Origin of the sequence: Flavobacterium sp. 245 (assembly GCF_004362055.1) — a bacterium.
GTDB lineage: Bacteria > Bacteroidota > Bacteroidia > Flavobacteriales > Flavobacteriaceae > Flavobacterium.
In genome coordinates, this window is sequence record NZ_SNXB01000004.1 from 391,110 (window position 1) to 414,149 (window position 23,040).

25 protein-coding genes are annotated in these 23,040 nt (G+C 33.8%); 14 read left to right on the forward strand and 11 right to left on the reverse strand.

Annotated features, from left to right (window positions below; translation table 11 throughout):
- Positions 1 to 78 precede the first annotated feature (78 nt).
- Positions 79 to 690: a hypothetical protein gene (locus EV145_RS10465; protein WP_133525165.1), complete on the forward strand. Its 612-nt coding sequence runs from the start codon at positions 79 to 81 to the stop codon at positions 688 to 690.
- On the forward strand, positions 687 to 1,400 hold the full coding sequence (locus EV145_RS10470; RefSeq protein WP_133525166.1) for a DUF3307 domain-containing protein: 714 nt from the start codon (positions 687 to 689) through the stop codon (positions 1,398 to 1,400). Before EV145_RS10465 ends, EV145_RS10470 begins: the two co-directional genes overlap by 4 nt.
- Here EV145_RS10470 and EV145_RS10475 read toward each other — a convergent pair.
- The gene (locus EV145_RS10475; RefSeq protein ID WP_133525167.1) at positions 1,389 to 2,423 is read right to left on the reverse strand and encodes a quinone-dependent dihydroorotate dehydrogenase; all 1,035 of its coding nucleotides are present in this window, start codon (positions 2,421 to 2,423) and stop codon (positions 1,389 to 1,391) included. The two genes, EV145_RS10470 and EV145_RS10475, sit on opposite strands and share 12 nt — an antisense overlap.
- 266 nt (positions 2,424 to 2,689) lie before the next feature.
- On the opposite strand from EV145_RS10475, the gene EV145_RS10480 reads away from it, so the two are divergent.
- The 5 genes from EV145_RS10480 to EV145_RS10500 all read left to right on the forward strand — a co-directional run bounded on the left by EV145_RS10480 (position 2,690) and on the right by EV145_RS10500 (position 8,208).
- Positions 2,690 to 3,895: an OprO/OprP family phosphate-selective porin gene (locus EV145_RS10480; protein ID WP_133525168.1), complete on the forward strand. Its 1,206-nt coding sequence runs from the start codon at positions 2,690 to 2,692 to the stop codon at positions 3,893 to 3,895.
- Between the two features lie 85 nt (positions 3,896 to 3,980).
- Positions 3,981 to 4,979 carry a DUF6515 family protein gene (locus EV145_RS10485; RefSeq protein WP_133525169.1) on the forward strand — a complete coding sequence of 333 codons (999 nt, stop codon included), beginning with the start codon at positions 3,981 to 3,983 and terminating at the stop codon, positions 4,977 to 4,979.
- Positions 4,980 to 5,084: 105 nt separating this feature from the next.
- Positions 5,085 to 6,224: a formylglycine-generating enzyme family protein gene (locus EV145_RS10490; RefSeq protein WP_133525170.1), complete on the forward strand. Its 1,140-nt coding sequence runs from the start codon at positions 5,085 to 5,087 to the stop codon at positions 6,222 to 6,224.
- Positions 6,225 to 6,342: 118 nt separating this feature from the next.
- Positions 6,343 to 7,620 (forward strand): peptidase T, encoded by a 1,278-nt coding sequence (gene pepT, locus EV145_RS10495; RefSeq protein WP_133525171.1) that lies wholly within the window; start codon positions 6,343 to 6,345, stop codon positions 7,618 to 7,620.
- Positions 7,621 to 8,208, forward strand: coding sequence for a YdeI/OmpD-associated family protein (locus EV145_RS10500; RefSeq protein WP_243739244.1), 588 nt, complete (start codon positions 7,621 to 7,623; stop codon positions 8,206 to 8,208).
- A gap of 268 nt (positions 8,209 to 8,476) precedes the next feature.
- On the opposite strand, the gene yajC is transcribed toward EV145_RS10500, so the two are convergent.
- From yajC to EV145_RS10515, 3 genes are all read right to left on the reverse strand, one after another.
- A complete protein-coding gene (gene yajC, locus EV145_RS10505; RefSeq protein WP_133525172.1) occupies positions 8,477 to 8,752 on the reverse strand; it encodes a preprotein translocase subunit YajC in 276 nt (91 codons plus the stop codon).
- 86 nt (positions 8,753 to 8,838) lie between these two features.
- A complete protein-coding gene (nusB, locus tag EV145_RS10510; RefSeq protein WP_133525173.1) occupies positions 8,839 to 9,750 on the reverse strand; it encodes a transcription antitermination factor NusB in 912 nt (303 codons plus the stop codon).
- A gap of 293 nt (positions 9,751 to 10,043) precedes the next feature.
- The gene (locus EV145_RS10515) at positions 10,044 to 11,150 is read right to left on the reverse strand and encodes a Glu/Leu/Phe/Val family dehydrogenase (RefSeq protein WP_133525174.1); all 1,107 of its coding nucleotides are present in this window, start codon (positions 11,148 to 11,150) and stop codon (positions 10,044 to 10,046) included.
- A gap of 203 nt (positions 11,151 to 11,353) precedes the next feature.
- Here EV145_RS10515 and EV145_RS10520 point away from each other — a divergent pair, with 203 nt between their 5' ends.
- From EV145_RS10520 to EV145_RS10535, 4 genes are all read left to right on the forward strand, one after another.
- Positions 11,354 to 13,132: an ABC transporter ATP-binding protein gene (locus EV145_RS10520; protein ID WP_133525175.1), complete on the forward strand. Its 1,779-nt coding sequence runs from the start codon at positions 11,354 to 11,356 to the stop codon at positions 13,130 to 13,132.
- Positions 13,133 to 13,201: 69 nt separating this feature from the next.
- Positions 13,202 to 13,570, forward strand: a complete 369-nt coding sequence (locus EV145_RS10525; RefSeq protein WP_133525240.1) for a PUR family DNA/RNA-binding protein — start codon at positions 13,202 to 13,204, stop codon at positions 13,568 to 13,570.
- Positions 13,571 to 13,715: 145 nt separating this feature from the next.
- Positions 13,716 to 14,546 carry an alpha/beta hydrolase gene (locus tag EV145_RS10530; RefSeq protein ID WP_133525176.1) on the forward strand — a complete coding sequence of 277 codons (831 nt, stop codon included), beginning with the start codon at positions 13,716 to 13,718 and terminating at the stop codon, positions 14,544 to 14,546.
- A 21-nt stretch (positions 14,547 to 14,567) separates the two neighbouring features.
- Entirely contained in the window at positions 14,568 to 15,113 is a 546-nt protein-coding gene (locus EV145_RS10535; RefSeq protein WP_133525177.1) for an RBBP9/YdeN family alpha/beta hydrolase, read from the forward strand.
- 72 nt (positions 15,114 to 15,185) lie between these two features.
- Here EV145_RS10535 and EV145_RS10540 read toward each other — a convergent pair whose 3' ends face one another.
- Positions 15,186 to 15,521 (reverse strand): tRNA-binding protein, encoded by a 336-nt coding sequence (locus EV145_RS10540; protein ID WP_133525178.1) that lies wholly within the window; start codon positions 15,519 to 15,521, stop codon positions 15,186 to 15,188.
- Positions 15,522 to 15,653: 132 nt separating this feature from the next.
- On the opposite strand from EV145_RS10540, the gene EV145_RS10545 reads away from it, so the two are divergent.
- The 3 genes from EV145_RS10545 (at position 15,654) to EV145_RS10555 (ending at position 18,070) form a co-directional block, all read left to right on the forward strand.
- A complete protein-coding gene (locus EV145_RS10545; RefSeq protein ID WP_133525179.1) occupies positions 15,654 to 16,547 on the forward strand; it encodes an alpha/beta fold hydrolase in 894 nt (297 codons plus the stop codon).
- A 197-nt stretch (positions 16,548 to 16,744) separates the two neighbouring features.
- On the forward strand, positions 16,745 to 17,299 hold the full coding sequence (locus EV145_RS10550; RefSeq protein WP_133525180.1) for a thioredoxin family protein: 555 nt from the start codon (positions 16,745 to 16,747) through the stop codon (positions 17,297 to 17,299).
- Between the two features lie 375 nt (positions 17,300 to 17,674).
- The gene (locus EV145_RS10555) at positions 17,675 to 18,070 is read left to right on the forward strand and encodes a GreA/GreB family elongation factor (protein WP_133525181.1); all 396 of its coding nucleotides are present in this window, start codon (positions 17,675 to 17,677) and stop codon (positions 18,068 to 18,070) included.
- A 113-nt stretch (positions 18,071 to 18,183) separates the two neighbouring features.
- On the opposite strand, the gene EV145_RS10560 is transcribed toward EV145_RS10555, so the two are convergent.
- From EV145_RS10560 to EV145_RS10585, 6 genes are all read right to left on the reverse strand, one after another.
- Positions 18,184 to 18,495: a cytochrome c gene (locus EV145_RS10560; RefSeq protein WP_133525182.1), complete on the reverse strand. Its 312-nt coding sequence runs from the start codon at positions 18,493 to 18,495 to the stop codon at positions 18,184 to 18,186.
- Positions 18,496 to 18,595: 100 nt separating this feature from the next.
- Complete coding sequence (locus EV145_RS10565; protein WP_133525183.1) at positions 18,596 to 19,528, reverse strand: peptidylprolyl isomerase; 933 nt, start codon at positions 19,526 to 19,528, stop codon at positions 18,596 to 18,598.
- Between the two features lie 48 nt (positions 19,529 to 19,576).
- Positions 19,577 to 20,725, reverse strand: coding sequence for an MFS transporter (locus EV145_RS10570; protein ID WP_243739245.1), 1,149 nt, complete (start codon positions 20,723 to 20,725; stop codon positions 19,577 to 19,579).
- Positions 20,726 to 20,859: 134 nt separating this feature from the next.
- Positions 20,860 to 21,210: a cupin domain-containing protein gene (locus EV145_RS10575; protein WP_133525185.1), complete on the reverse strand. Its 351-nt coding sequence runs from the start codon at positions 21,208 to 21,210 to the stop codon at positions 20,860 to 20,862.
- Positions 21,203 to 22,114: a Zn-dependent protease gene (locus EV145_RS10580; RefSeq protein WP_133525186.1), complete on the reverse strand. Its 912-nt coding sequence runs from the start codon at positions 22,112 to 22,114 to the stop codon at positions 21,203 to 21,205. Before EV145_RS10580 ends, EV145_RS10575 begins: the two co-directional genes overlap by 8 nt.
- A 15-nt stretch (positions 22,115 to 22,129) precedes the next feature.
- Entirely contained in the window at positions 22,130 to 22,993 is an 864-nt protein-coding gene (locus EV145_RS10585) for a sugar phosphate isomerase/epimerase family protein (RefSeq protein WP_133525187.1), read from the reverse strand.
- Positions 22,994 to 23,040: the final 47 nt, after the last annotated feature.

The following is a 23,040-nucleotide window of genomic DNA, read 5'->3' on the forward strand; positions in this document are numbered from 1 at the left end:
TTACCAAAAAGCGTAATAATAAAAAATATTACTTATATTTGTAATAGAAAGTTTATTATTTTTTAATTATATTTGGTTATGACTAGTGTAATTACAGGCGACATTATTGGTTCAAGACAGCAGAAATCAAAGCATTGGGTCGATGACCTAAAACAAATTTTAGCTCCCTTTGGTGCATCACCAAGTCAATGGGAAATTTACAGGGGCGATGAATTTCAAATTGAAATCAAAAATCCTGAAGATGCTTTACTAACAGCTATTTTAGTAAAAGCACATTTACGCGCAATAAAATCAGATGCTCGCATGAGCATTGGTTTTGGAGATAAAACACATCATGCTGAAAAAATATCCGAAAGTAATGGCTCGGCTTTTATAAATTCGGGGGAACTTTTTGAAACTTTAAAAAAACAAAAAGTAACTTTAGCCATGCGAACTGGCGATTTTTCTTTTGATGAAAAAATGAATTTGATGTTGCAGCTTGCGCTTACATTTATGGACAGCTGGCTGGTACAATCAGCAGAATTTGTTGCCTTGGCAATTGAAAATCCGACATTGTCACAGGAGGAACTTGGACAAAAATTAGGCATTAATCAAGCCGCTGTAAGCCGAAGACAAAAACGTGCTCAATATGACTTAGTCATGAATTTAGACCGATATTTTAGAACTCAAATAAAACAACCTGCCCCATGATTTTATTCGTAAAACTTCTTTTAGCACATTTACTCGGCGATTTTATCTGGCAGCCAAATTCATGGGTTGCTGATAAAGAAATCAAGAAACATAAAAGTATTTACTTGTATCTCCATATTTTGCTTCATGGAGTTTTAGCCGCAGTTTTAGTCGCTGACTTCGGTTTTATTCCTTATGCAATATTCATCGCTGTCACACATGGAATTATTGATTTAATCAAATTGAATTTTCAGAAAGCAAAAACAAAACGCACCTGGTTTGTGGTGGATCAAATTGCACATCTTTTGATTTTAATCGGAATTGCACTCGTTTATCAAAGAAATAGCATTATTCCTATTTTGAATTTTAACGAATTTTGGATTTTGCTTACCGGCTTTTTATTGGTAACCAAACCTACTTCTATATTCATTAAAACGATAATTTCAATCTGGAGTCCAGAAAGTCAAAACAGCCATCAAGATAATTCGCTTGCCAATGCAGGAAATTACATTGGCGTGTTAGAACGTCTGCTTATCGTTTGTTTTATTTTAACCAATCATTTTGAGGCAATCGGGTTTTTATTGGCTGCGAAATCTATTTTTAGATTTGGAGATCTAAAAGAAGCCAAAGACAGAAAACTTACTGAATATGTGATGATTGGAACTTTAATCAGTTTCGGAATTGCAATTGTGGCCGGACTTATTATTCAGGCGCTTCTTTTACAATTGTGATAAAACCTTCTTGTTTATTGCTTTAATCAAAGCTGGCCCTTCATAAATAAAACCAGTGTACAGCTGCACTAAACTTGCACCTGCATTTAGTTTTTCGATGGCATCATCTGCTGAATGAATTCCTCCTACTCCAATAATTGGAAACGCATTATTGCTTTTTTCCGAAAGGAAACGAATCACTTCTGTAGAGCGTTTTGTTAATGGTTTTCCAGACAATCCTCCAGTTTCTGACTGATTTGCAGATTGCAAACCATCTCTAGAAATGGTAGTATTTGTAGCAATTACACCTGCAATTTGAGTCGTTTTTACAATGTCGATAATATCCAATAATTGCTCGTCTGTTAAGTCTGGAGCAATTTTTAAAAGAATCGGTTTTACTTTTTGAGTGCTTGTTTTTTGCTTTTCAACATTTCTGTCCTGCAATGTCTGCAATAAAGCCGTTAAAGGTTCTTTATCTTGAAGCGCTCTTAAATTTGGCGTATTCGGCGAACTCACATTGACCACAAAATAATCAACATGATCAAACAATGCGTCAAAACAAATGATATAATCATCAACCGCATTTTCGTTTGGCGTTACTTTATTTTTTCCAATATTTCCTCCAATCAAAACTCCCGAATTCTTTTTCAAACGTTCTACAGCTTCAATAACACCGCCGTTATTAAATCCCATTCGGTTAATAATGGCTTGGTCTTCTTTTAAGCGAAATAAACGTTTTTTAGGATTTCCTTCCTGGCCAACTGGGGTAACTGTTCCAATTTCAATAAAACCAAAACCAAAATCTCCAAGTTCCTTGTATAGCTTGGCATCTTTATCAAATCCTGCAGCAAGTCCAACGGGATTTTTGAATTTAATTCCGAAAACTTCTCTTTCTAATCGAGCGTCTTTTACTTCATAAATTGTTCTTATAATTGACGAAACTCCTGGGATTTTTGAAATGAATTTTACAAATGAAAAAGTAAAGTAATGCACTTCTTCTGGATCAAACCAAAAAAGTATCGGACGAATTATCAATTTATACATAAGAATTTTGTTGTGTTGTTTTCGGATGCAAATTTAAATATTATAGTTTAATAAGGTGCTTTTTTACTGAAAACAAATTATAAAACGTTTCAAATTATAAAATGAAACAAAGTCAGTCTTTATATTGAACTTATTAAAGTCTTTTCTATTTAATTTTGAAATATTGAAGAAATTTTAATAGCTAATATTCAATTCCAAAGTTTGAATTTGGATAGAAAAATAACCAAGCAGACAAAAAAAAGAGACTCAATAATCAAATCAAGCATATGTATAACCAAATCAAAAAATACCTGCCTGCATTTTTATTGTTCCTTATTCCCATTTGCTCTAATGCACAACTAGAAAAAGACACTACCAAACTGATCAATGTAAGCTACGGAAAAAAAGGAATCGAACTAAGAACCAGAGACAACAAGTTTCTTTTCCAATTACAGAGCAGACTTCAATTCCGATTTTCTACACCCAATGATACAGATCCTTTAACTTACGATGACTATAGTCAGACAGCAAAAACAACTTTTAAAATTAACAGAGCCCGATTAAAAGTGGGCGGGCATGCTTTTCATCTTTGGCTGAAATATTATTGGGAATACGAACTTAGTCAGTCCAATTTATTAGATTTTAGACTCATGGTTGAAAAATGGGAATGGCTCAGTTTTAAAGCCGGACAATGGAAAGTTGAATACACTCGAGAACGTTTTATAAGCAGCGGTGAACAACAAACCGTTGACCGATCTTTAATAAACCGTCCTTTCACCGCCGACAGGCAAATGGGAGTTGAAATTTACGGACATCTAAAAGGCGCCGGAATTGCCGATTTTAATTATTGGGCCGCGGCACTTACGGGAACTGGGCGAGGAAATACAGCTAATGACGATTCAAATTTGATGTATTTTGGTCGAGCACAATGGAATTTCCTAGGAAGATTTCTAGATTTTGAAGGCAGTGATTTAGAGTTTCACGAAAAACCAACTCCAATTATCGCCATCTCAGGTTTAACAAACCGAAGTCCTTATACCCGTTTTTCGCAATCTGGCGGAGGATCTTTAGAAGGTTTTGAAAATGGTGCTCCCGGACAGTACCGCGTAAACCAATGGAATATAGAAAGTGCTTTTATGTATCGTGGTTTTTCTTGGCAAAGCGAATTGCACACAAAAAAGATCATCGACAAATTAAATTTTGATGATACTACAACACTAAGAGGTTATTATGTTCAAGCGGGTTATTTCTTTAGCAATGCGTTTGAATGGTGGCCCAAAAAACTTGAAATGGCGGCTAGACATGCAGGATATCGCCCCGATAATTCAATCAAACAAAACTCGCAAGAGGAAACGACTATTGCTTTTAACTGGTTTTTTAACGGTCATAAAAATAAATTGACTTCAGAGGTCAGTTATTTTAGTTTTCAAGATAAAACATTGCCTTTAGAGCAAGGCTGGCGCTTTAGAATTCAATGGGACATTTCATTATAACACGCAAGATATATTAAATGAATTATAGTTAAATTTTACCGAAGAATTTTTTTTTTAATAACTTTATAAAACTAAAACTCTGAAAATGAAAAATATAACCAAAACAATTAGAAAAACGGTTTGTATGCTTTTCGTAGGATCGCTTTGTATGATTTCAATTGACAGTTTTGCACAACGTGGCCGTGGCGGTTTTCACGGAGCTGGTGGCGGTGGCGCTACACACAGAGCCGGCAACGCATCTCAAGCCAGACCAACCAGAGAAGCGAGACCAGCCACACAGAGCAGACCAGCAATAAGCCAATCTGCTTCAAGACCGGGAGCTAATAATAGTGGTACAAAAATAAACAGACCATCTAATGCTTCTAATACAAAAATCAATAACAATAGAAATACCGTAAATAATAGAAATTCTAATTCCGGAAACAAAATCAATAATTCCGGAAATAGAAATACAAACATAAGCGGTAATACAGTTAATAGAAACAGAAACAATGTAAATATTAACGTTAATAACAGCGTTCACGTACGCAACAATCGAAACACCGTTGTTAGACCTGGCTATAGACCATACGTTCGACCTCCCTATGTGCATGGCGGTTATAGATACAATTGCTACCATCCTTATTATCCACGCCCATATAGACCATTTTATTGGGGACCTGTTTGGCACCCATGGGGATTTTTCGTAGCAACCTTAGCAACTACAGCAATCATTGTTAGTGTTGAAAACCAGAAGTATCATTACGACCAAGGCGTTTGGTACTCTTCAACAAGCGGAGGTTATACAGCAGTTCCGGCTCCAGTTGGCGGTACAGTAAATAATATTCCAAGCGGCGCTGAAACCGTTAATACAGGAACAGTTAATAATTATTATTACGGAGGAACGTACTATGAAAAAGACGGAGGCAAGTACACTGTAGTAGCACCAACAGCGGGAACAATAGTAGACAATCTACCCGAAGGTGGTGAAGAAGTTACGATTGGTGATGCTAAATATGTGAAATTTGGTGAAACGTATTATCAGCCCGTACAAATTGATGGCAAAGATAAATATGAAGTTGTTTCGGTTGAAAAAGACAGTTAAGAATAAATTAGTCTATAAATTCTATAAAATAAATAGACTATTATAATGTTATTTTTATAATTTTATCTCCCAATTAACAACCACTCTATATTAAAAACTACTATAATGAACAATAAAACCTATTGGATCTTTGCACTGCTGACCATTTCAATTATTTCGATTGCTTACGGATACACTAAATTAGCTGTTCCAACGCATGAAAAACCTATAGCAATGGATTGTGCAGAAACTCCAAATACCGCAGAAGCCTCAGCTTTTAAACCCACTATTGAAAACAAAAATAAGCCAGCGGGAAAAGCTCCAAAAGGAATGGTGTGGATTCCAGGCGGTGAATTTTCAATGGGATCAAATGTTGAAGATGAAAGCTTATGCAGTATAAAAGGGGTTACAAAAGACGCCGCTCCTATTCATCGCGTTTATGTTGATGGATACTATATGGACCAAACGGAAGTTACAAATGAAGAATACGAAAAATTTGTAAAAGCGACTGGCTATGTTACGGTAGCTGAGCAAAAACCAACAAGAGAGGAATTCCCAACTGCTAATGAAGAAGACTTAGTAACGGGATCGGTTATTTTTACTCCTACTCCTGCTGCGGTTAATTTAAATGACTTTTTGCAGTGGTGGCGTTACGAACCAAATACTGACTGGAAACATCCAGAAGGCCCGCAAAGCAGTATTAAAGGAAGAGAAAAATATCCTGTTGTGCATATCGCTTATGAAGATGCAGCAGCCTACGCAAAATGGGCAGGAAAAAGACTGCCAACGGAGGCGGAATGGGAATTTGCAGCAAGAGGCGGAAAAACCGGAAATCTTTATGCTTGGGGAAATTCATTAAAACCAAATGGAAAATTTCAAGCAAATATTTATCAAGGACATTTCCCTATAAAAGATGGCGATACTGGCGAAGACGGCTTTAAAGGGATTGCTCCTACTGGACAGTTTGCTCCAAATGCATATGGTTTATATGATATGGCAGGAAACGTTTGGGAATGGGTCAATGACTGGTACAGTGTTGATTACTATAAAACTTTGACCGAAAACGGAGAAGTAACAAAAAATCCGCAAGGACCGAGCGCTTATAATGATCCGAATGATCCAACTCAGATAAAAAAAGTTCATAGAGGAGGTTCTTTTTTATGCACCGACCAATACTGCACACGCTACATGGTTGGAACCCGCGGAAAAGGCGAAATTCGATCTGCTGCCAATCATCTTGGCTTTAGATGCGTCAAAAGCAAATAACAGACAAATTAAAAGAGATTTATAAATTTATAAATCTCTTTTTTTATCCCAAAACTGCAAATAAAATTTTAAAATCATACCATTGAAAAATTTCTATATTTGCTAAAAAAACAAAAAAATGCAACATATAATAGATCGTTTTATCAGTTATGTAACAATTGATACAGAATCAGATCCAAATTCACAAACTACTCCAAGTACAGAAAAACAATGGAATCTTGCCAATAAATTAGTCGAAGATTTAAAAGCAATTGGTTTACAAGATGTTACAATTGATGACAAAGCCTACATTATGGCTACTTTGCCAAGCAACGTTGATCATGAAGTGCCTACAATTGGATTTGTTTCTCATTTTGACACTTCTCCAGATTTCAGCGGAGCGAATGTAAAACCTCAGATCGTTGAAAATTATGACGGAAAAGACATTGTTTTAAACGCTGAAAAAAACATCATTTTATCTCCAGATTACTTTAAAGATTTACTTTTATATAAAGGCCAAACCATCATAACTACGGACGGAACAACTTTATTAGGTGCCGATGACAAAGCCGGAATTACAGAAATTGTTTCGGCAATGGAATATTTGGTTCAACATCCCGAAATTAAACACGGAAAAATAAGAATCGGCTTCACTCCTGATGAAGAAATTGGCCGAGGTGCACATCATTTTGATGTTGAAAAATTTGGCGCACAATGGGCATACACCATGGACGGAAGCCAGATTGGCGAACTAGAATATGAAAATTTTAATGCGGCCGGTGCCAAAATTACTTTTAAAGGAAAAAGCGTTCATCCGGGTTATGCAAAAGGAAAAATGATCAATTCTATGCTTTTGGCAAATGAATTTATCAACGAACTTCCAAAAGGAGAAACGCCACAGGAAACTAAAGGCTACGAAGGTTTTTTTCACGTTCATCATATAAAAGGAAATATTGAAGAAACTGTTTTAGAATTGATTATTCGCGATCACAATAAAAAGAAATTCGAAAAACGAAAAGAACTGATTCATAAAATCGCTAAACAATTCAACAAAAAATTCGCGAAGAAATTTGGTGAGGATATTGTAACAGCCGAAGTAAAAGACCAATATTACAATATGAAAGAAAAGGTGCTTCCTGTAAAGCATATTGTTGATATTGCCGAAAAAGCAATGAGAGAATTAAATATCAAACCAATCATTAAACCTATTCGAGGCGGCACCGACGGTTCTCAATTGTCATTTATGGGATTGCCATGCCCAAATATATTTGCGGGCGGACATAACTTTCATGGAAAATACGAATATGTTCCTGCAGAAAGCATCCAAAAAGCAACAGAAGTAATTGTAAAAATTGCAGAATTGACTGCGATTCCAGGAATTTTTGATACTGCAGAAAAACCTAAAAGAACAAAATAATTGGAACCTAAACCAGAAAATAAAGGCATGTGGAAATATGGCGGACAGTGGGAAGAAGAATTGATCCTGCTTAAAGCTATTATTGACAAAACAATCTTAACCGAAACCACAAAATGGGGAGGATGCGTTTATGTGTATGACAAAAAAAATATTGTTGGAATTGGAGGGTTTAAAGACTATTTTGCTTTGTGGTTTTTCAACGGCGTTTTTCTAAAAGATGAGAAAAAGAAATTAATAAACGCACAGGAAGAAGTAACGAAATCCTTGCGTCAGTGGAGATTTACATCTAAAGAAGAAATAAACGAGGCAGTCATTCTAGAATATATTGCGGAAGCAATTGAAAATGAAAAACAAGGAAAAGTCATTAAACCTTCAAAAAAAGAAGCGATTATTTCCGAACTTCTTGAAAAAGAAATGGCGCAAAATCCAGCTTTAAAAGAAGCTTTTCAAAAATTCTCTCCTTATAAACAATACGAGTTTTTAGAATATATTGAAACCGCTAAACAGGAAAAAACGAAACTTTCGAGAATCGAGAAAGTAGTTCCGATGATTTTAGCGAATGTTGGGTTGAATGATAAATACAGGTAAATTATCTGAAAATTCCAATATTTAAAAATTCCAAATTCCAAACTATACGAAACCTTTGTCAAAGTTTTAAACTTTGACAAAGGTTTTTTCTTTCGTCCTATTGTCATTGAGAGGAACGAAGCAACCACACTAATGTAAGTATTCGTGATAACCAACATGAGATTGCTTCGTTCCTCGCAATGACAAAACGCGCGAGTTAAAACAAAAAAAATCCCAAACTCCATAATTGGAATTTGGGATTTATATTTTATTTGAAATTTCTAAAAAATTAAGCTTTTTTATTCAAAGTAGCACTTAATTCTAAAGAAATAGCTGAACGCTCTAGTTTTAATTTTCCAGACATTGTCTCAATGACAACTGTAGTTTCTGCAAGCTCAACAACTTTACCGTGAAAACCACTTTTTGTAATTATTTTGTCACCAACTTTTAGACTGCTTTCAAATTCTTTTTCATTTTTTGCTCTTTTTTGCTGTGGTCTAATCATGAAGAAATAGATTACCACGAACATTAAAAGAAAAGGTGCAAATTGAGATAATTGTCCCATAATTTAAGTTTGTTTTTGATTTATATTAATATTTTCACTTCGACTTTGCTCAGATTGACAGCCAAAATTTATTTTTTAGTTTAAATTTACATTAACCCTCTTCCTACTTTCACCATTTTTTTATTGGCTTCAAGTTCTTTGACAAGGTTATCTAAAATTCCATTGATAAAAATACTACTTTTTGGTGTAGAATACTCTTTTGCAATTTCTAAATATTCGTTAAGAGTTACTTTTACTGGAATCGAAGGGAATTTCAAAAATTCGCAAATTGCCATTTTCAAGATAATCGTATCAATTTCAGCAATCCTTTCACTGTCCCAATTTGGCGTTTTATCATCATATTCTTTTGCAAGAACAGATTCGTTTAAAACAGTACGTCTAAATAAATCTTTTGCAAAATCCTTATCTTCAACATCTTTGTATAATTTCGGAACTCTAAAAGCATCTGGATCTTCCGTTTTAATCGCTTTTAATTGTTTGATGATATGTGTGTTTACTACCGGAATATCATCAACCCAAGTCAATTTATCATCCTCAAGATATTCATATAATTTCTCATTCGGAACAATAACATTTTCAAACAAATCAATTATAAATTGTCTGTCTTCTTCAAATGTATTCACAGTATTGCTCATGTATTTTTTATACAAATCGCTTGCTTTAATATCATTTAAAAGCAAAATGATATAATCGTCATTTAAAGACCAGTTATTGATTTTACGAGTTTCTAAAGCAATGCTAAGAGAGTTGCTTTCGGCAAGAAGCTGAAAAATTTTGTTTTTAACAAACTTTTCATTCGGGTTACGTTCTGCTGCAGTTGCAAGGTGTTTTTTGCTTGAAAGATGTAAAAAAACAGATTCTTTTTTGCAAATTTCAATCAATGAAGAAAGCATTATAAGATATAAGTCCTGAATATTATCTATGCTGTAAAAAAGAAATTTTTCTTCTTTTTCCATATTATCAGAACCGCTTTGATGCATTGCATAAATGGATTGCATTACTTTAACGCGTATGTGTCTTCTATTTACCACCTTGTAAGAACTTTTAAAAATTAGTCTGCAAAATTAAGTATTTCAATTCTTATAATAAAATTAAATCGATAAAAAAGTCATGATTTTAGTGGTCTGTTTTCAGAATTTAGTAATCAGTCTCCATTTTTACTGGTCAGTTTTCAGCATTTAGTGATCAGTTACAATATACCTATAAAAAAAATCTCAGTTTACAAAACAAACTGTAAACTGAGACTGAGACTATAAACTGAACACTAAAAAAGTGAACACTGAACACTAAATTATTTCGCTGCGTTCTCAATTCTTCTCGCATCAATACGATTTTGAGCAATTGTAAGCGCTGCTTTATGCGTTGTCATTCCGTTTTTCACAGCATAATCGATAATTTCTAAAGTAGTATTATAGATATTTTCGGTTTTAGTCATGATTTCGGCTTTACCGTAGTTGGCTAATTCAGCATAAACATTGATGATTCCACCAGCGTTGATCAAGAAATCAGGAGCATATAAAATTCCTCTTTCCTGTAATCTTGCTCCGTGAACATTTTCGTCTGCTAATTGATTATTTGCTGCACCAGCAATAACTTTAGCTTTAATTTTATCTACAGTATTATCATTGATAATTGCTCCCATCGCACATGGCGCATAGATATCAACATCAGCAGTATACAAATCTTCACCTGTATAAATTGTTGCGTTGTATTTTTGAGCAACTTCATATAACTTTTCTTCATTGATATCAGAAATTGTAACCTTAGCTCCTTCTTTAGTCAAATACTCAACTAAAGCTTCTCCTACGTGTCCAATTCCCTGAACCAAAACTTTTTTGCCATCTAAAACATCAGAACCAAACTGACTTTTAGCTGCGGCTTTCATTCCTAAATAAACTCCGTAAGCTGTTACAGGAGAAGGATTTCCAGAACCGCCTCTTTCTTCAGAGATTCCTGTAACATAAGGCGTCACATCTCTCACTGTGTCCATGTCTTTTGTCTCCATTCCAACATCTTCAGCAGTAATATATCTTCCGCTTAAAGAGTGAACAAATTCTCCAAACTTACGCATCAACTCAGGAGTTTTCTGCGTTTTAGCATCACCAATAATAACAGCTTTACCACCGCCAATATTAAGTCCGGTAATGGCAGATTTATAAGTCATCCCTCTAGAAAGACGCAAAACATCGTTTAGTGCCTCCCACTCGGTATTGTAATTCCACATTCTAGTACCTCCTAAAGCTGGCCCCATAACCGAATTATGAATACCAATAATTGCTTTTAAACCTGTATCTTTGTCATTGCAAAATACAATTTGTTCGTGATCGTCAAAAGATAATTGACCAAAAACAGGATCCATTTTTTGAAGTTCCTTTCCAGTTGCGAAAGTTGCATCCATAGCGCTAGTATTAATTAGTTAAAATTATGAATTTGTCAAAAAGACTTCTCAAACATAATTAAAAAATACACATGTGCTAATTTTTTATCTTTAAAATAACAATTTTACAATATAATTGTTTTGATTAAAACGCAGTTTATTATAATTTTAATTAATAATAATTCATAATTTTAAATCAATTCAATATCACATTTCTTAAAAAAATGAAAGAATTAAGCTATTTAAATAAATATTTTGTCAAATATAAATTCAGTTTTTCATTCGGAATTTTAATCACAATAATCGCACAAATATTCTTTTTATTTACACCAAAACTAGTCAGCCACTCTTTTGACGTTATTGAGCGCTTTCTAAAACTCTCTGAGGCAGATCAAAAATCCGCTATCATCAGAAATTTTTACAGACAAGATTTGATTGATAATGTGCTGTTAATCATTGGAAGTGCAATTGTAGCTGGATTTCTGACCTTTTTAATGCGTCAGACTTTAATTGTAATGTCACGGCATATTGAGTTCGATTTAAAAAATGAAGTCTTTAAACAATACGAAACGCTTTCGCAGAATTTTTACAAACAAAACCGTACCGGAGATTTAATGAACCGTATTAGCGAGGACGTTTCAAAAGTGCGTATGTATGTTGGTCCGGCCGTTATGTACACGATTAATACTTTTATTCGTTTTGCGATCGTCATTATATATATGTATAATGTTTCGCCGTTGTTGACTTTATATACGATTCTTCCGCTTCCAATTCTTTCGTACTGCATTTTTAAATTAAGTTCTGAAATCAACAAACGAAGCACAACTTTCCAGCAATATCTTTCAAAAGTTTCGAGCTTTACACAGGAAATATTTTCTGGAATCAGAGTTATAAAAGCCTATTCATTAGAAAATCAGCATCAAAATAATATGATTGATTTGTCTGACGAAAGCAAGCGCAAAAGTTTAGATTTAGCCAAAGTTCAGTCCTTGTTTGGTCCGCTTATGATTGCATTGATCGGAATCAGTAATTTGGTTGTAATTTATTTTGGCGGTATCATGTACATCAATGGCACGATTCCGAATATTGGAACAATTGCCGAATTTATTCTGTACGTAAACATGCTAACATGGCCAGTAGCTTCTTTAGGCTGGGTTTCATCGATGGTTCAGGAAGCCGAAGCCTCTCAAAAACGTTTGAATGAATTTTTGAAAATTGAGCCAGAAATCAAAAATAACAATCCAAATTCATCAGAAATCCTAGGTTCAATTGCGTTTGAAAATGTAAGTTACACATATGAAGACACAAATATTGAAGCTTTAAAAAATGTAACATTCTCAGTTAAAAACGGAGAAACATTAGCCATTTTGGGTAAAACGGGTTCTGGAAAATCGACTATACTATCTTTGATTTCGCGTTTGTATGATGTTACGGAAGGAAGAATAACAATTGACCAAAATGAAATCAGCACTTTGAATCTAAATGATTTGAGAAACAATATTGGAATTGTGCCTCAGGATGCTTTTTTATTCTCAGACACTATTAAAAACAACATCAAATTTGGCAATCAAAATGCCACAGATGAAGAAGTTATTGAAGCTGCTAAAAACGCTGTAGTACATGACAATATTATTGCTTTCAACAAACAATATGATACTATTTTGGGCGAACGAGGCATCACGCTTTCGGGCGGACAAAAACAGCGCGTATCAATTGCGCGTGCTATAATTAAAAATCCGGCGATTTTACTTTTTGACGATTGTCTTTCTGCAGTAGATACCGAAACGGAAGAAACGATCTTAAATAATTTGTTTGAAATTTGCAAGAATAAAACTACTATAATTGTAAGCCACCGAGTTTCATCGGCTAAAAATGCTGACAAGATTATCATTTTAGAGGATGGCAAAATAATTCAACAAGGCTCTCATAATCAATTAATAAATCAGGAAGGCTATTATTCATCGTTATATTTAAAACAACTTTCGGAAAAAGAATTACTTTAATTGTTGTGTAATAGATAATTTTTTATGATTTTTGAGTACTATTAATTCCAAAAAATGATAGAACGTATTATGAGAGAAAATGACATGTTAGAAAAAGAAGAGATTTTTTCTAAAGTATTACGAGCAGGAAGAAGAACTTATTTCTTTGATGTGAGAGCTACTAAAGCAGACGATTATTACATCACAATTACCGAAAGTAAAAAATTTACTGAAGAAGATGGTTCTTTTCATTTTAAAAAACACAAAATTTACTTGTACAAAGAAGATTTTAGTGCTTTTGCCGAAATACTAGAAGAAATGACTTCATACGTCTTGAACCACAAAGGCGAAGAAGTAATCTCTGAAAGACACCAAAAAGATTTTAAAAAAGAATACGGTTCTGATAAAACTGAAGGACAAAGATCTAGTTTTACTGATATTGATTTTGATGATATTTAGTCCCAAATAGCTTTTTAAAAAGTACGAGTCCAATTTGTCCAGCATTTTGGACTTTTTTTATATATTTAATTAGATTTTTAGATTTTAGACTGTTAGATTTTTAGACTCTCTCTAAAACCATAATTGCTAGCTAATACTTTAGAAAATGAAAAAGATAATTCTCTTATTTACTTTGTTCTCTCTTTATGCAAATTCTTTTGCTCAAAAAATTGAATACGACACCAAATCAAATATTCAATATTATAATGTTGCAGTCAATAAATCTGATAATTACATTAACGAAAGATGTATTTTAGATATTTATTACCCAAAAAACACTAAAAACTTTGCTACAATAATTTGGTTTCATGGCGGAGGATTGACTGGAGGAAGCAAAGAAATTCCAGAAGATTTAAAAAATAAAGGTTTTGCCATTATTGGCGTTAATTACAGGCTTTCGCCGAAAGTAAAAGCAGAAAAAGCTATTGAAGATGCAGCAGCGGCTATAGCTTGGACTTTTAACAATATTGCTAATTATGGAGGTGATGCTTCGCAGATTTTCGTTTCAGGACATTCTGCTGGCGGTTATTTAGCCTTAATGACTGGATTAGATAAAAAATGGCTCCAAAAAGAAGGAATTGATGCCAATAAAATCGCTGGACTTATTCCGTTTAGCGGACAATGTATTACGCATTTTGAGATTAGACGTGAAAACGGAATTCCAGAAAAACAACCTACAATAGATACTTTTGCTCCTTTATTTCACGTTCGTGCCGATGCACCGCCGCTTTTACTGATTACTGGAGATCGTGAGCTGGAAATGCTTGGACGCTATGAAGAAAACGCTTATATGGCACGCATGATGAAACTCGTTGGTCATACACAAACTAAACTTTATGAATTAGATGGTTACGGTCATGGTATGACAGAACCTGGTTTTCCGTTGCTTGTAAACGAAGTAAACCGAATTTTAAAAGAAAAACAAACCAAAAAATAAACACAATAAAAATCCACGGCAATGGACATACAATTATTGATTTTACCCGGATTGGGAAATTCTGGAGACAAGCACTGGCAGACCTTTTGGCATGAAAAATTTAAAAATTCTATTCGTTTAGTTCAAGACAATTGGGACGAACCACTTCGCGAGGATTGGATTTCGCGTTTGAATGAAGAAGTTGCTAAACTAGAAAATCCAACAATTTTAGTTGCGCACAGTCTAGCAGTTTCTTTAGTATTGCATTGGGCAGAAATCAATTCGAATAAAAATATTATCGGCGCATTATTAGTTGCACCAGCTGACGTTGATTCACCTCAGCATACTCCAGATATTATCAGGAATTTTTCGCCAATGCCTCTTTACAAATTACCATTCCCCTCAATAGTTGTTGCCAGCCAAAATGATCCTTACGCTTCTTTCGAAAGAAAACAATATTTTGCTGAAAAATGGGGAAGTGATTTTGTAAACGTTGGAAAACAAGGACATATCAACTCTGATTCTGATTTAAAATATTGGGAAGAAGGACAGTTGATTTTACAGAAGTTAATTGAGAAAATTAAGTAGTATACGGTCGCAGTCGCAGTATTTAGTCGCAGTTTACAGTTTTAAACTGAGACTGAAGACTGAGACTGAAGACTAACCGATACGTAGTCCATTAGGGATCTTAAAATCTGGTGCTAATAAAATAACATCTCCCTCCTCGCCTACAGCGCCGAGAACCAAACATTCACTCATAAATTTTCCAATTTGTTTTTTAGGAAAATTGACAACCGCAACAATTTGTCGGTTAATCAAATCTTCTTTTTGATAGCGTTTGGTAATTTGTGCCGATGATTTTCTGATTCCAATTTCAGAACCAAAATCTATTGTTAATTGAAATGCTGGTTTTCTTGCTTCCGGAAAATCATTTACCTCAACAATGGTTCCTATACGCATATCTGTCCTTTCAAATTCACTCCAAGTTAAATCCATTTTGCAATCTATCTAGTTTATTTACAAACCTATAATTTTGTAATGAATTGCACTAATTCTATAACTGTTTTTTCTGATGTCACATTTAATTTTACTAGATAATATAATGAACTAACACTAAAAACATATAAAATGGAAAATAGTATAATAGCTCCTGGTATTTCTCTTAAAGATTTTGATTATGAGGTTAATAAATCAAATAGCGATAAATATATTGAAACTGCAAAAAATGTAAAATTATATGTAAGAGATTATGGAAAAGGAAAACCAGTCATTTTAATTCACGGCTGGCCTCTTTCAAACGAAATGTGGGAGTATCAAATCGAATTTCTGGTCGAAAATAATTACAGGGTAATTGCTTATGACCGACGTGGTTTTGGCAAATCATCTCAGCCTTGGGACGGATACGATTATGATACATTGACTGATGATTTAAGCGAAATCATTGAGCAGTTACAGTTAGAAGATGTAACCTTAGTAGGTTTTTCTATGGGAGGCGGAGAAGTGGTACGTTATTTTAGCAGACATCATGGAAAAGGAGTTACTAAAGCCGTTTTGATTTCTTCTATAATTCCATTTTTATTGAAAACAGAAGATAATCCTGAAGGGCGTCCAAAAGAAAAAAGCGAAACAACCGCCGCTTCAATAAAAGAAGACAGAATTGGTTTTCTAGATAATTTTGGCAAAATCTTTTTTGGGGTAAATATTATCAACAAACCTTTAAGCACGCCTTTACTAGAATATTATAGAAATTTGTGTTCAGTAGCTTCACCAAGAGCAACTTTGCAATGTGCAGAATCTTTAAATACGACTGATTTTAGAGATGAACTTCATACTATTAAAGTTCCAACTTTGATAATTCATGGAACCGATGATAAAAATGTTCCTATTGAAATCAGTTCAGAAAAAACAGCAAAAGCAATTCAAAACAATACTTTCATTGTTTACGAAGGCGCACCACATGGCTTATTTTATACCGAAAAAGACAAATTAAACAAAGATTTACTTGAATTTTTGAATTCATAAAAATAAGTTTAGCCACAAATTACATAGATTAATTTGGATTATTTAATTTCATGCAGATTACAATGTGCAAAAAAAACTTTTAATCTCTCTAATCTGTGGCTAAAAAAAATTACCTGCAGTCTAACTGACATTTTATCTTGTGCTCTTTTATTTACAGATTTTTAAAGCTATTTTTGATAACTTAATTCTCTGTAAAAATGGCACGAACTCCTTCAAATATGATTCCGCTTGGAACTATAGCTCCCGAATTTTATTTAAAAGATACCAATTCAAATAATACCTATTCATTTGAAGATTTGAAAGGTTCAAAAGGAACGCTTGTGATTTTTATGTGCAATCATTGTCCTTTTGTGCTTCATGTAATTAAAGAAATCGTAATGATTGCCAATGATTATCGTGTTCAGGGATTAGGAATTGTTGCCATTTCTAGCAATGATATTGAAAAGTATCCTGAAGATTCGCCCGAAATGATGACCGATTTTGCTTTTAAAAACAAAATCGATTTTCCGTATCTTTTCGATGAAAATCAGGAAATTGCAAAAGCCTATAATGCCGCATGCACGCCCGATTTCTTTTTATTTGATAGCCAAAATAAACTTTTTTACAGAGGACAATTAGACGATTCAAGACCAGGAAACGGTATTCCGTTAAGCGGAAGTGATTTAAGAAGCGCCATAGATGCTTTAATCTACAACCGAACTTTGAGTGAAATTCAGAAACCAAGCATTGGCTGTAATATTAAATGGAAATAGACTTTCAAAAAAGTTTGTTATCTTTGTAAAACAAGCAAAAAATTACTCATTGTGAGCACTCTAATACTATTTACAGTTTTGTCATTACTGTTTTCTTCTCCAAGAAAACCGCTTTCGGCTGTATTTATTTCACATAGTAAGGCCTTTATTAATTAGGCCTCCGTCTATTTCATTTCTTCTTTCAGGCGGAGGATTTACATTTTTTTAAAACTTTATCTTATTTGACAAAATCAAATTTTGGTCAGGTATTTTTTTGTTTTTCCACATTCAAGCATTTCAAGATTTCGGCCTTTCGCAGGTTATGAAATACCTTGCTTTCTCTATTTCAAAAGAAGAAAATTCATTCAAAAAAAATAATACTAAATTCAAACAGATATGAAACCAATTCCCACTTTCAGTAAATCAGAACATCAATTTCTTAGAGAATTGATTTTAAAAAGCAAAAATTCAACAAATGCTAAAGAAGCAAATCAGCTGTCGCAAGAGCTAGATCGAGCCGTTATAAGCAAGGAAATTGATTTAGATCCTTCGGTCATCAGAATCAATTCCGTTATAACTATTGAAGATGTGAATGCGAAGAAACAAATGACAATACAAATTGTTCTGCCTTCCTCTGCTGATCTAAAACAATCTAAAATTTCGATTCTCGCGCCTTTAAGTGTAGCCATTATTGGTTTTAAAGAGAATGATCAAGTCGATTGGGAATTGCCGGCCGGAATCAAAACTTTAAAAATACTTGCAGTTAATAATGCCGAAGTTCGAGTTTTATAAACTTATAAACACCTCATTTGTATGAAGGTGTTTTTTTATATCTGTCTAAAAACAAAAAAACTATTCAATACCAACACTGAATAGTTTTTTTTTATGTTTATCAAATGCAAATATTATAATTGCGAGTGAATATAATTTGTTATTGAAGCCATATTAGTGTCGTCCAGTTTTGCTTTTTTCTGCATACGAACTAAAATTGGTTGCCATTCTTCTTTTGAAAATTTAGTTGGTTCATAAAGCTTATGACATTTTGCACAGCTATTTTCATATAGATTTTTACCTGCTGCTAATTCCGGCGTTAATTCTGCTGCTTTAACTTCTTTGTTAACAGGAGGAGTTTCTGCAGATGCAACAGCTGTTTTTTTGGTACCACATGATGCTAAAAGCAACATTACAACCATTAAACTTAAGATTTTTGTTTTCATTGCTTGGTTTCGTTTTTAATTTAAGTAAATATAAAAAAATCCCATATGCCGCGACATATGGGATTACTATTTAAAACAATACTAAATTGTTCTTATACTCTTATTTAACATCCATTAATTCAACGTCAAAAATCAAAGTTGCATTTGGCGGGATAACTCCTCCTGCTCCTGCTGGTCCGTATCCTAAATCAGATGGAATTACAAAACGAGCTTTGTCTCCAACTTGCAATAAAGCAATACCTTCGTCCCATCCTTCGATAACTTGTCCAATCCCTAATTTAAATTCGATTGGTTTTTTTCTTGGGTAAGATGAATCAAAAACTTTTCCGTTTTCTAAAGAACCTTCGTAGTGAACAGAAACTGTTTTTCCAGCTTCAGCTCTTTTACCTTCTCCTTTTTGAATCATTTTATAACGTAAACCGCTTTCTGTTTTATCAAAACCAGCAGCTAATTGTTCCATTTTTGCTTCAGATTCTGCTTTTAAAGCTGCTTCTCTTTTTAGACGAGCACCTTTTAAACCAATAAAAGACTCAATAGCATTCCATTTTTGAGCTTCTTCACCCACTCTGATAATTTCTAAAGTTTCAAGAGCATCACCTTGAGCAACAGCATCAACTACATCTTGTCCTTCTACTACATGGCCAAAAACAGTATGTTTTCCATCTAACCAAGGAGTTGGAACGTGCGTAATGAAAAATTGAGAACCGTTAGTTCCAGGGCCTGAATTTGCCATAGACAAAACTCCCGGACGATCGTGTTTCAAGCTTGGAATGAATTCATCATCAAATTTATATCCAGGATCTCCAGTTCCAGTTCCTTTAGGACATCCTCCCTGAATCATGAAATCAGGAATTACTCTGTGAAAGTTTAATCCGTCATAGAATTTTTGTCCTTGAGGTTTCACTTTATTTTCCATATTTCCTTCTGCAAGAGCTACAAAGTTTCCTACAGTTCCTGGTGTCAAATCGTGTGTCAATTTTACTAAAATCGAACCTTTGCTAGTATTAAATTTAGCGTATATTCCGTTTTCCATTGTTGTATTTTTTTTTATTCGAATGCAAATTTACAAATTAATTATTTATCAATTTGTCTTTCTATTTTTAGATTTGGATTTATAAGTAAGTCCATAAACTGTAAATGCCAAAGCCGATAAGCCAACGCATCCTAGAGCGACTGCATGCCATCCGCCAAGTTTCCAAAGCAATAATCCGTATGCAGATCCAGCTGCAGTTCCTAAAAAGCTAAACGACATAAAAACTGTGTTTAGTCTGTTTCTGGCTTCAGGCAATAAGGAATAAACTCGCGTTTGGTTTGAAATATGAACGCCCTGAATTCCTATATCAATAAATACAATCCCAATTGCAATTCCTATTACACTTTCTATCGAAAAATAAAAAATCAAAAAGCTTATTAAGATTAATAAACAGCCGTATCCAACTGCAATTCTAGAATTTCCTTTATCTCCAATTTTACCAACCAAAGGCGCCGCCAAAGCTCCAGAAGCACCCACAATACCGAATAAACCAATTGTTGCACTATTAAAGTTAAATGGTTCGCCTGAAAGCAGTAAAACCATAGTTGTCCAGAAAGCGCCAAATTGAGCAAAGCTGAAAACATTGATTGCAGTAGCTTCACGCAAAACGGGCTGTGTTTTTATAAGTGTAAATAATGATTGAATCAATTGTCCATAAGTTCCCTCAAATTGAGGTTTATTAACTGGGAATTTATTTTGAATCACAAAAAAGATCAAAAGACAAATCCCTGCAGCAATATAAAACATCGACCTCCAGCCTAAAACTTGCCCAATAAAGCCACTTAAAGTTCTAGAAAGCAAAATCCCGACCAATAAACCACTCATAATTGTTCCGATAACTTTTCCGCGTTGTTCTACTGAACTTAAGGAAGCAGCTAAAGGCAAAATAAGCTGTGGTACTATTGAAGTAATTCCGATTAATAAAGAAGAAACTTGCAAAAGAAAGAAACTTTGCGCTGTAGCTGCTAAAATTAAAGCAATTACAGAAGCAAAAGTGGTAATCAAAATTTGTTTTTTGCGTTCTAATTTATCACCAAGAGGCACCATAAAAAAGAGACCTATCGCATAACCAGCCTGTGTCAGATACGTTATTGTTCCGGCACTGGCCTGGGGAATTTTAAATTCGTTGGCAATTAAAACAATCAAAGGCTGGCAGTAATAAAGATTTGCAACTATAAGACCAGTGCAAACTGCCATAAACAAGACATTGGTTTTAGATAAATTCATGATGCAAAAATACCAATCTAATCTTTATCAAAACTTTAAAAAATCTATAAATTTTTCAAATTCAAGTTAAGATCTGGATATTTCTGCATCAATATTACTGACTTTTAAGCTTTTAAAAAATCTTCTCTAACCGGACTAAAAACATCCGTCAGCATTCCGGTTTCAAGACAAACAACACCATGAACAGCGTGAGGCGGAATGTAAAAACTGTCGCCTTCTTTTAATGTTTGTGTTACACCGCTGATCGTTACATCAAATTTTCCGCTGGCAATATACGTTACCTGCGAATGGTAATGATCGTGTAAAACGCCAATACCACCTTTTTCAAAATGAACATTTACAAGCATAATTCGGTCATCAAAGGCCAAAATTTTGCGTTTAATTCCCTCTCCTACTACTTCCCATTCTATATCGTCACCTTTTATAAATTCTTTGCTAGTTGCCATTTTATTCATTTTTAATTTTTTCAATATCTTTTTTCATTAATGCTAATCCTTCTGCTAAGTTATTTTCTTTAAAATACATTTCCAATTCTTTTAGCCTTTTTACATTATCATATTTGAATCCGGAATTTAGTTTTCTTTGACAAAGCGAACACAATCTAAGTGAATGTTCATCTGTTTCTGATAAGCTATTGGTGCCGTTCATAGCACAATCTGCCTCAATGCAATGATGCAGACCAAACATATGTCCAATTTCGTGCGAACAAATTTTAAGCAATCTTTCTAAACACAAACTAAAATCTGCTCCTTCAACTTTTTTGTCATATAATCTATGAATCGAACTTACTGCGATTTTATCTCTGTAAGACGCAAGCCCAAAAACATAATTCCATTCTGGTTTTGGATACAGATCCTTTTCTGTTATTGCCATTAAAGCAATTCCATTTTTATGTTTTTCTTTCTTTAGGACACTATCTAAAATATATCCCGCCAAAAATTGTTCCTGTCCAAGCTCTCCGCTCCTTCTAACATGTTTTGGAATAATATCATTTGAAACCTCTTTCAAAACCTTTGTCTCCAACTGAAAAAATATTTCTAAATATTGACGTACCAATTCAATTTGCTTGACTTGCAATGCATTGAATTCTCCAATTGGCTGCAAATAAATAATATTCTCTTCTTTTGTTGGTACAATGTGTTGTGTATTTATAAATTGCTCAAAACTCTGTCCTTTTTCTTTATGAGAATATAGCCAATCACCAAAAACTGGTGTACCAAGCTTTACGTCATTGACTTTAATTTCGGCAAAATAGGGATTTGGAGGTAAATTTAATTCTGGATTTGTTCCTAAATTTTCTTTTTTATTTGATTGACATGAACAAAAAATTGCAACTATCAGAAAAAGAAGTTTCTTCATAAATTAACAACTGAATTAAATTAGATTTTTGGAAATAAAATCACAACTTGTTTTAATGGACTCAAAAGCGTTAACAGCAAAATTATTCTCCTGTTCAACAAAAAAATGAACCATTCCTGATTGTTTTATTTCTGCAAAAAACGGTTTAAAATCAATAGAACCAGAACCAATTTCAGTATTCAAAGCAGGATTAATCTTATCCATATCTTTAACATGCCACATTTTAAAGCGTCCCGCATTCTCCTTAAATAATTTAAGTGGATCATTACCGGAACGAACTACCCAATATAAATCTAATTCAAACCAAACTAAATTTTTATCTGTTTCTTTCAATAGAATCTCATAACCTGTGATACCGTCCTGCTTTTTAAACTCAAAATCGTGATTATGATACGCTAGTTTCAATCCCGCATCGGCACACATTTTTCCGGCTTCGTTTAAACGAGCGGCAATCTTATGAAAATCATTTCTAAAAGGTTCATCAACCCAGGGAACGGTCAAATATTCGTTTTTTAAAATTTTAGCCGCTTCGATGGCTTCTTTAACTTCTTCTAAATTTCCATCATACAAAAAGCTTCCTAAATTATAATGCCCGCTTACTGCTTTTAAGTTATTTGCATCTAAGATTTTTTTTAGCTCGATTGGAGCCAATCCCCAAAATTGGTCTTTTATAGAAAAGCCGTAAGTTTCGACAGTTGTATATCCTGCTTTTGCCACTTTCTCTAAAGTTGATTTTACATCTTTTGGAAGTTCATCGCGCAACGTATATAACTGTAAACCTATTTCATTTTTGTTCATAGTAAAAGCTAATGAAGGCAAGGCCAAAACTGCAGTCGCAACTAAGCCTGTATTTATAATAAAGTTTCTTCTTGTTATCATTTTAATTTTAAAAAATCTAAAAGTAAAACTACTCTTTTTATTAAAAC

What these genes read in the sequence shown, in the direction of transcription:
- EV145_RS10535 (WP_133525177.1), top strand. Translation starts at nt 14,568, where the DNA reads ATGGACATACAATTATTGATTTTACCCGGATTGGGAAATTCTGGAGAC.
- nusB (WP_133525173.1), bottom strand. Translation starts at nt 9,750, where the DNA reads ATGCAATCCATTTATGCAATGCATCAAAGCGGTTCTGATAATATGGAA.
- EV145_RS10525 (WP_133525240.1), top strand. Translation starts at nt 13,202, where the DNA reads ATGAGAGAAAATGACATGTTAGAAAAAGAAGAGATTTTTTCTAAAGTA.
- EV145_RS10465 (WP_133525165.1), top strand. Translation starts at nt 79, where the DNA reads ATGACTAGTGTAATTACAGGCGACATTATTGGTTCAAGACAGCAGAAA.
- pepT (WP_133525171.1), top strand. Translation starts at nt 6,343, where the DNA reads ATGCAACATATAATAGATCGTTTTATCAGTTATGTAACAATTGATACA.
- EV145_RS10570 (WP_243739245.1), bottom strand. Translation starts at nt 20,725, where the DNA reads ATGGCAGTTTGCACTGGTCTTATAGTTGCAAATCTTTATTACTGCCAG.
- yajC (WP_133525172.1), bottom strand. Translation starts at nt 8,752, where the DNA reads ATGGGACAATTATCTCAATTTGCACCTTTTCTTTTAATGTTCGTGGTA.
- EV145_RS10580 (WP_133525186.1), bottom strand. Translation starts at nt 22,114, where the DNA reads ATGAAGAAACTTCTTTTTCTGATAGTTGCAATTTTTTGTTCATGTCAA.
- EV145_RS10545 (WP_133525179.1), top strand. Translation starts at nt 15,654, where the DNA reads ATGGAAAATAGTATAATAGCTCCTGGTATTTCTCTTAAAGATTTTGAT.
- EV145_RS10560 (WP_133525182.1), bottom strand. Translation starts at nt 18,495, where the DNA reads ATGAAAACAAAAATCTTAAGTTTAATGGTTGTAATGTTGCTTTTAGCA.
- EV145_RS10490 (WP_133525170.1), top strand. Translation starts at nt 5,085, where the DNA reads ATGAACAATAAAACCTATTGGATCTTTGCACTGCTGACCATTTCAATT.
- EV145_RS10530 (WP_133525176.1), top strand. Translation starts at nt 13,716, where the DNA reads ATGAAAAAGATAATTCTCTTATTTACTTTGTTCTCTCTTTATGCAAAT.
- EV145_RS10520 (WP_133525175.1), top strand. Translation starts at nt 11,354, where the DNA reads ATGAAAGAATTAAGCTATTTAAATAAATATTTTGTCAAATATAAATTC.
- EV145_RS10485 (WP_133525169.1), top strand. Translation starts at nt 3,981, where the DNA reads ATGAAAAATATAACCAAAACAATTAGAAAAACGGTTTGTATGCTTTTC.
- EV145_RS10470 (WP_133525166.1), top strand. Translation starts at nt 687, where the DNA reads ATGATTTTATTCGTAAAACTTCTTTTAGCACATTTACTCGGCGATTTT.
- EV145_RS10475 (WP_133525167.1), bottom strand. Translation starts at nt 2,423, where the DNA reads ATGTATAAATTGATAATTCGTCCGATACTTTTTTGGTTTGATCCAGAA.
- EV145_RS10585 (WP_133525187.1), bottom strand. Translation starts at nt 22,993, where the DNA reads ATGATAACAAGAAGAAACTTTATTATAAATACAGGCTTAGTTGCGACT.
- EV145_RS10555 (WP_133525181.1), top strand. Translation starts at nt 17,675, where the DNA reads ATGAAACCAATTCCCACTTTCAGTAAATCAGAACATCAATTTCTTAGA.
- EV145_RS10565 (WP_133525183.1), bottom strand. Translation starts at nt 19,528, where the DNA reads ATGGAAAACGGAATATACGCTAAATTTAATACTAGCAAAGGTTCGATT.
- EV145_RS10550 (WP_133525180.1), top strand. Translation starts at nt 16,745, where the DNA reads ATGGCACGAACTCCTTCAAATATGATTCCGCTTGGAACTATAGCTCCC.
- EV145_RS10515 (WP_133525174.1), bottom strand. Translation starts at nt 11,150, where the DNA reads ATGGATGCAACTTTCGCAACTGGAAAGGAACTTCAAAAAATGGATCCT.
- EV145_RS10575 (WP_133525185.1), bottom strand. Translation starts at nt 21,210, where the DNA reads ATGAATAAAATGGCAACTAGCAAAGAATTTATAAAAGGTGACGATATA.
- EV145_RS10480 (WP_133525168.1), top strand. Translation starts at nt 2,690, where the DNA reads ATGTATAACCAAATCAAAAAATACCTGCCTGCATTTTTATTGTTCCTT.
- EV145_RS10540 (WP_133525178.1), bottom strand. Translation starts at nt 15,521, where the DNA reads ATGGATTTAACTTGGAGTGAATTTGAAAGGACAGATATGCGTATAGGA.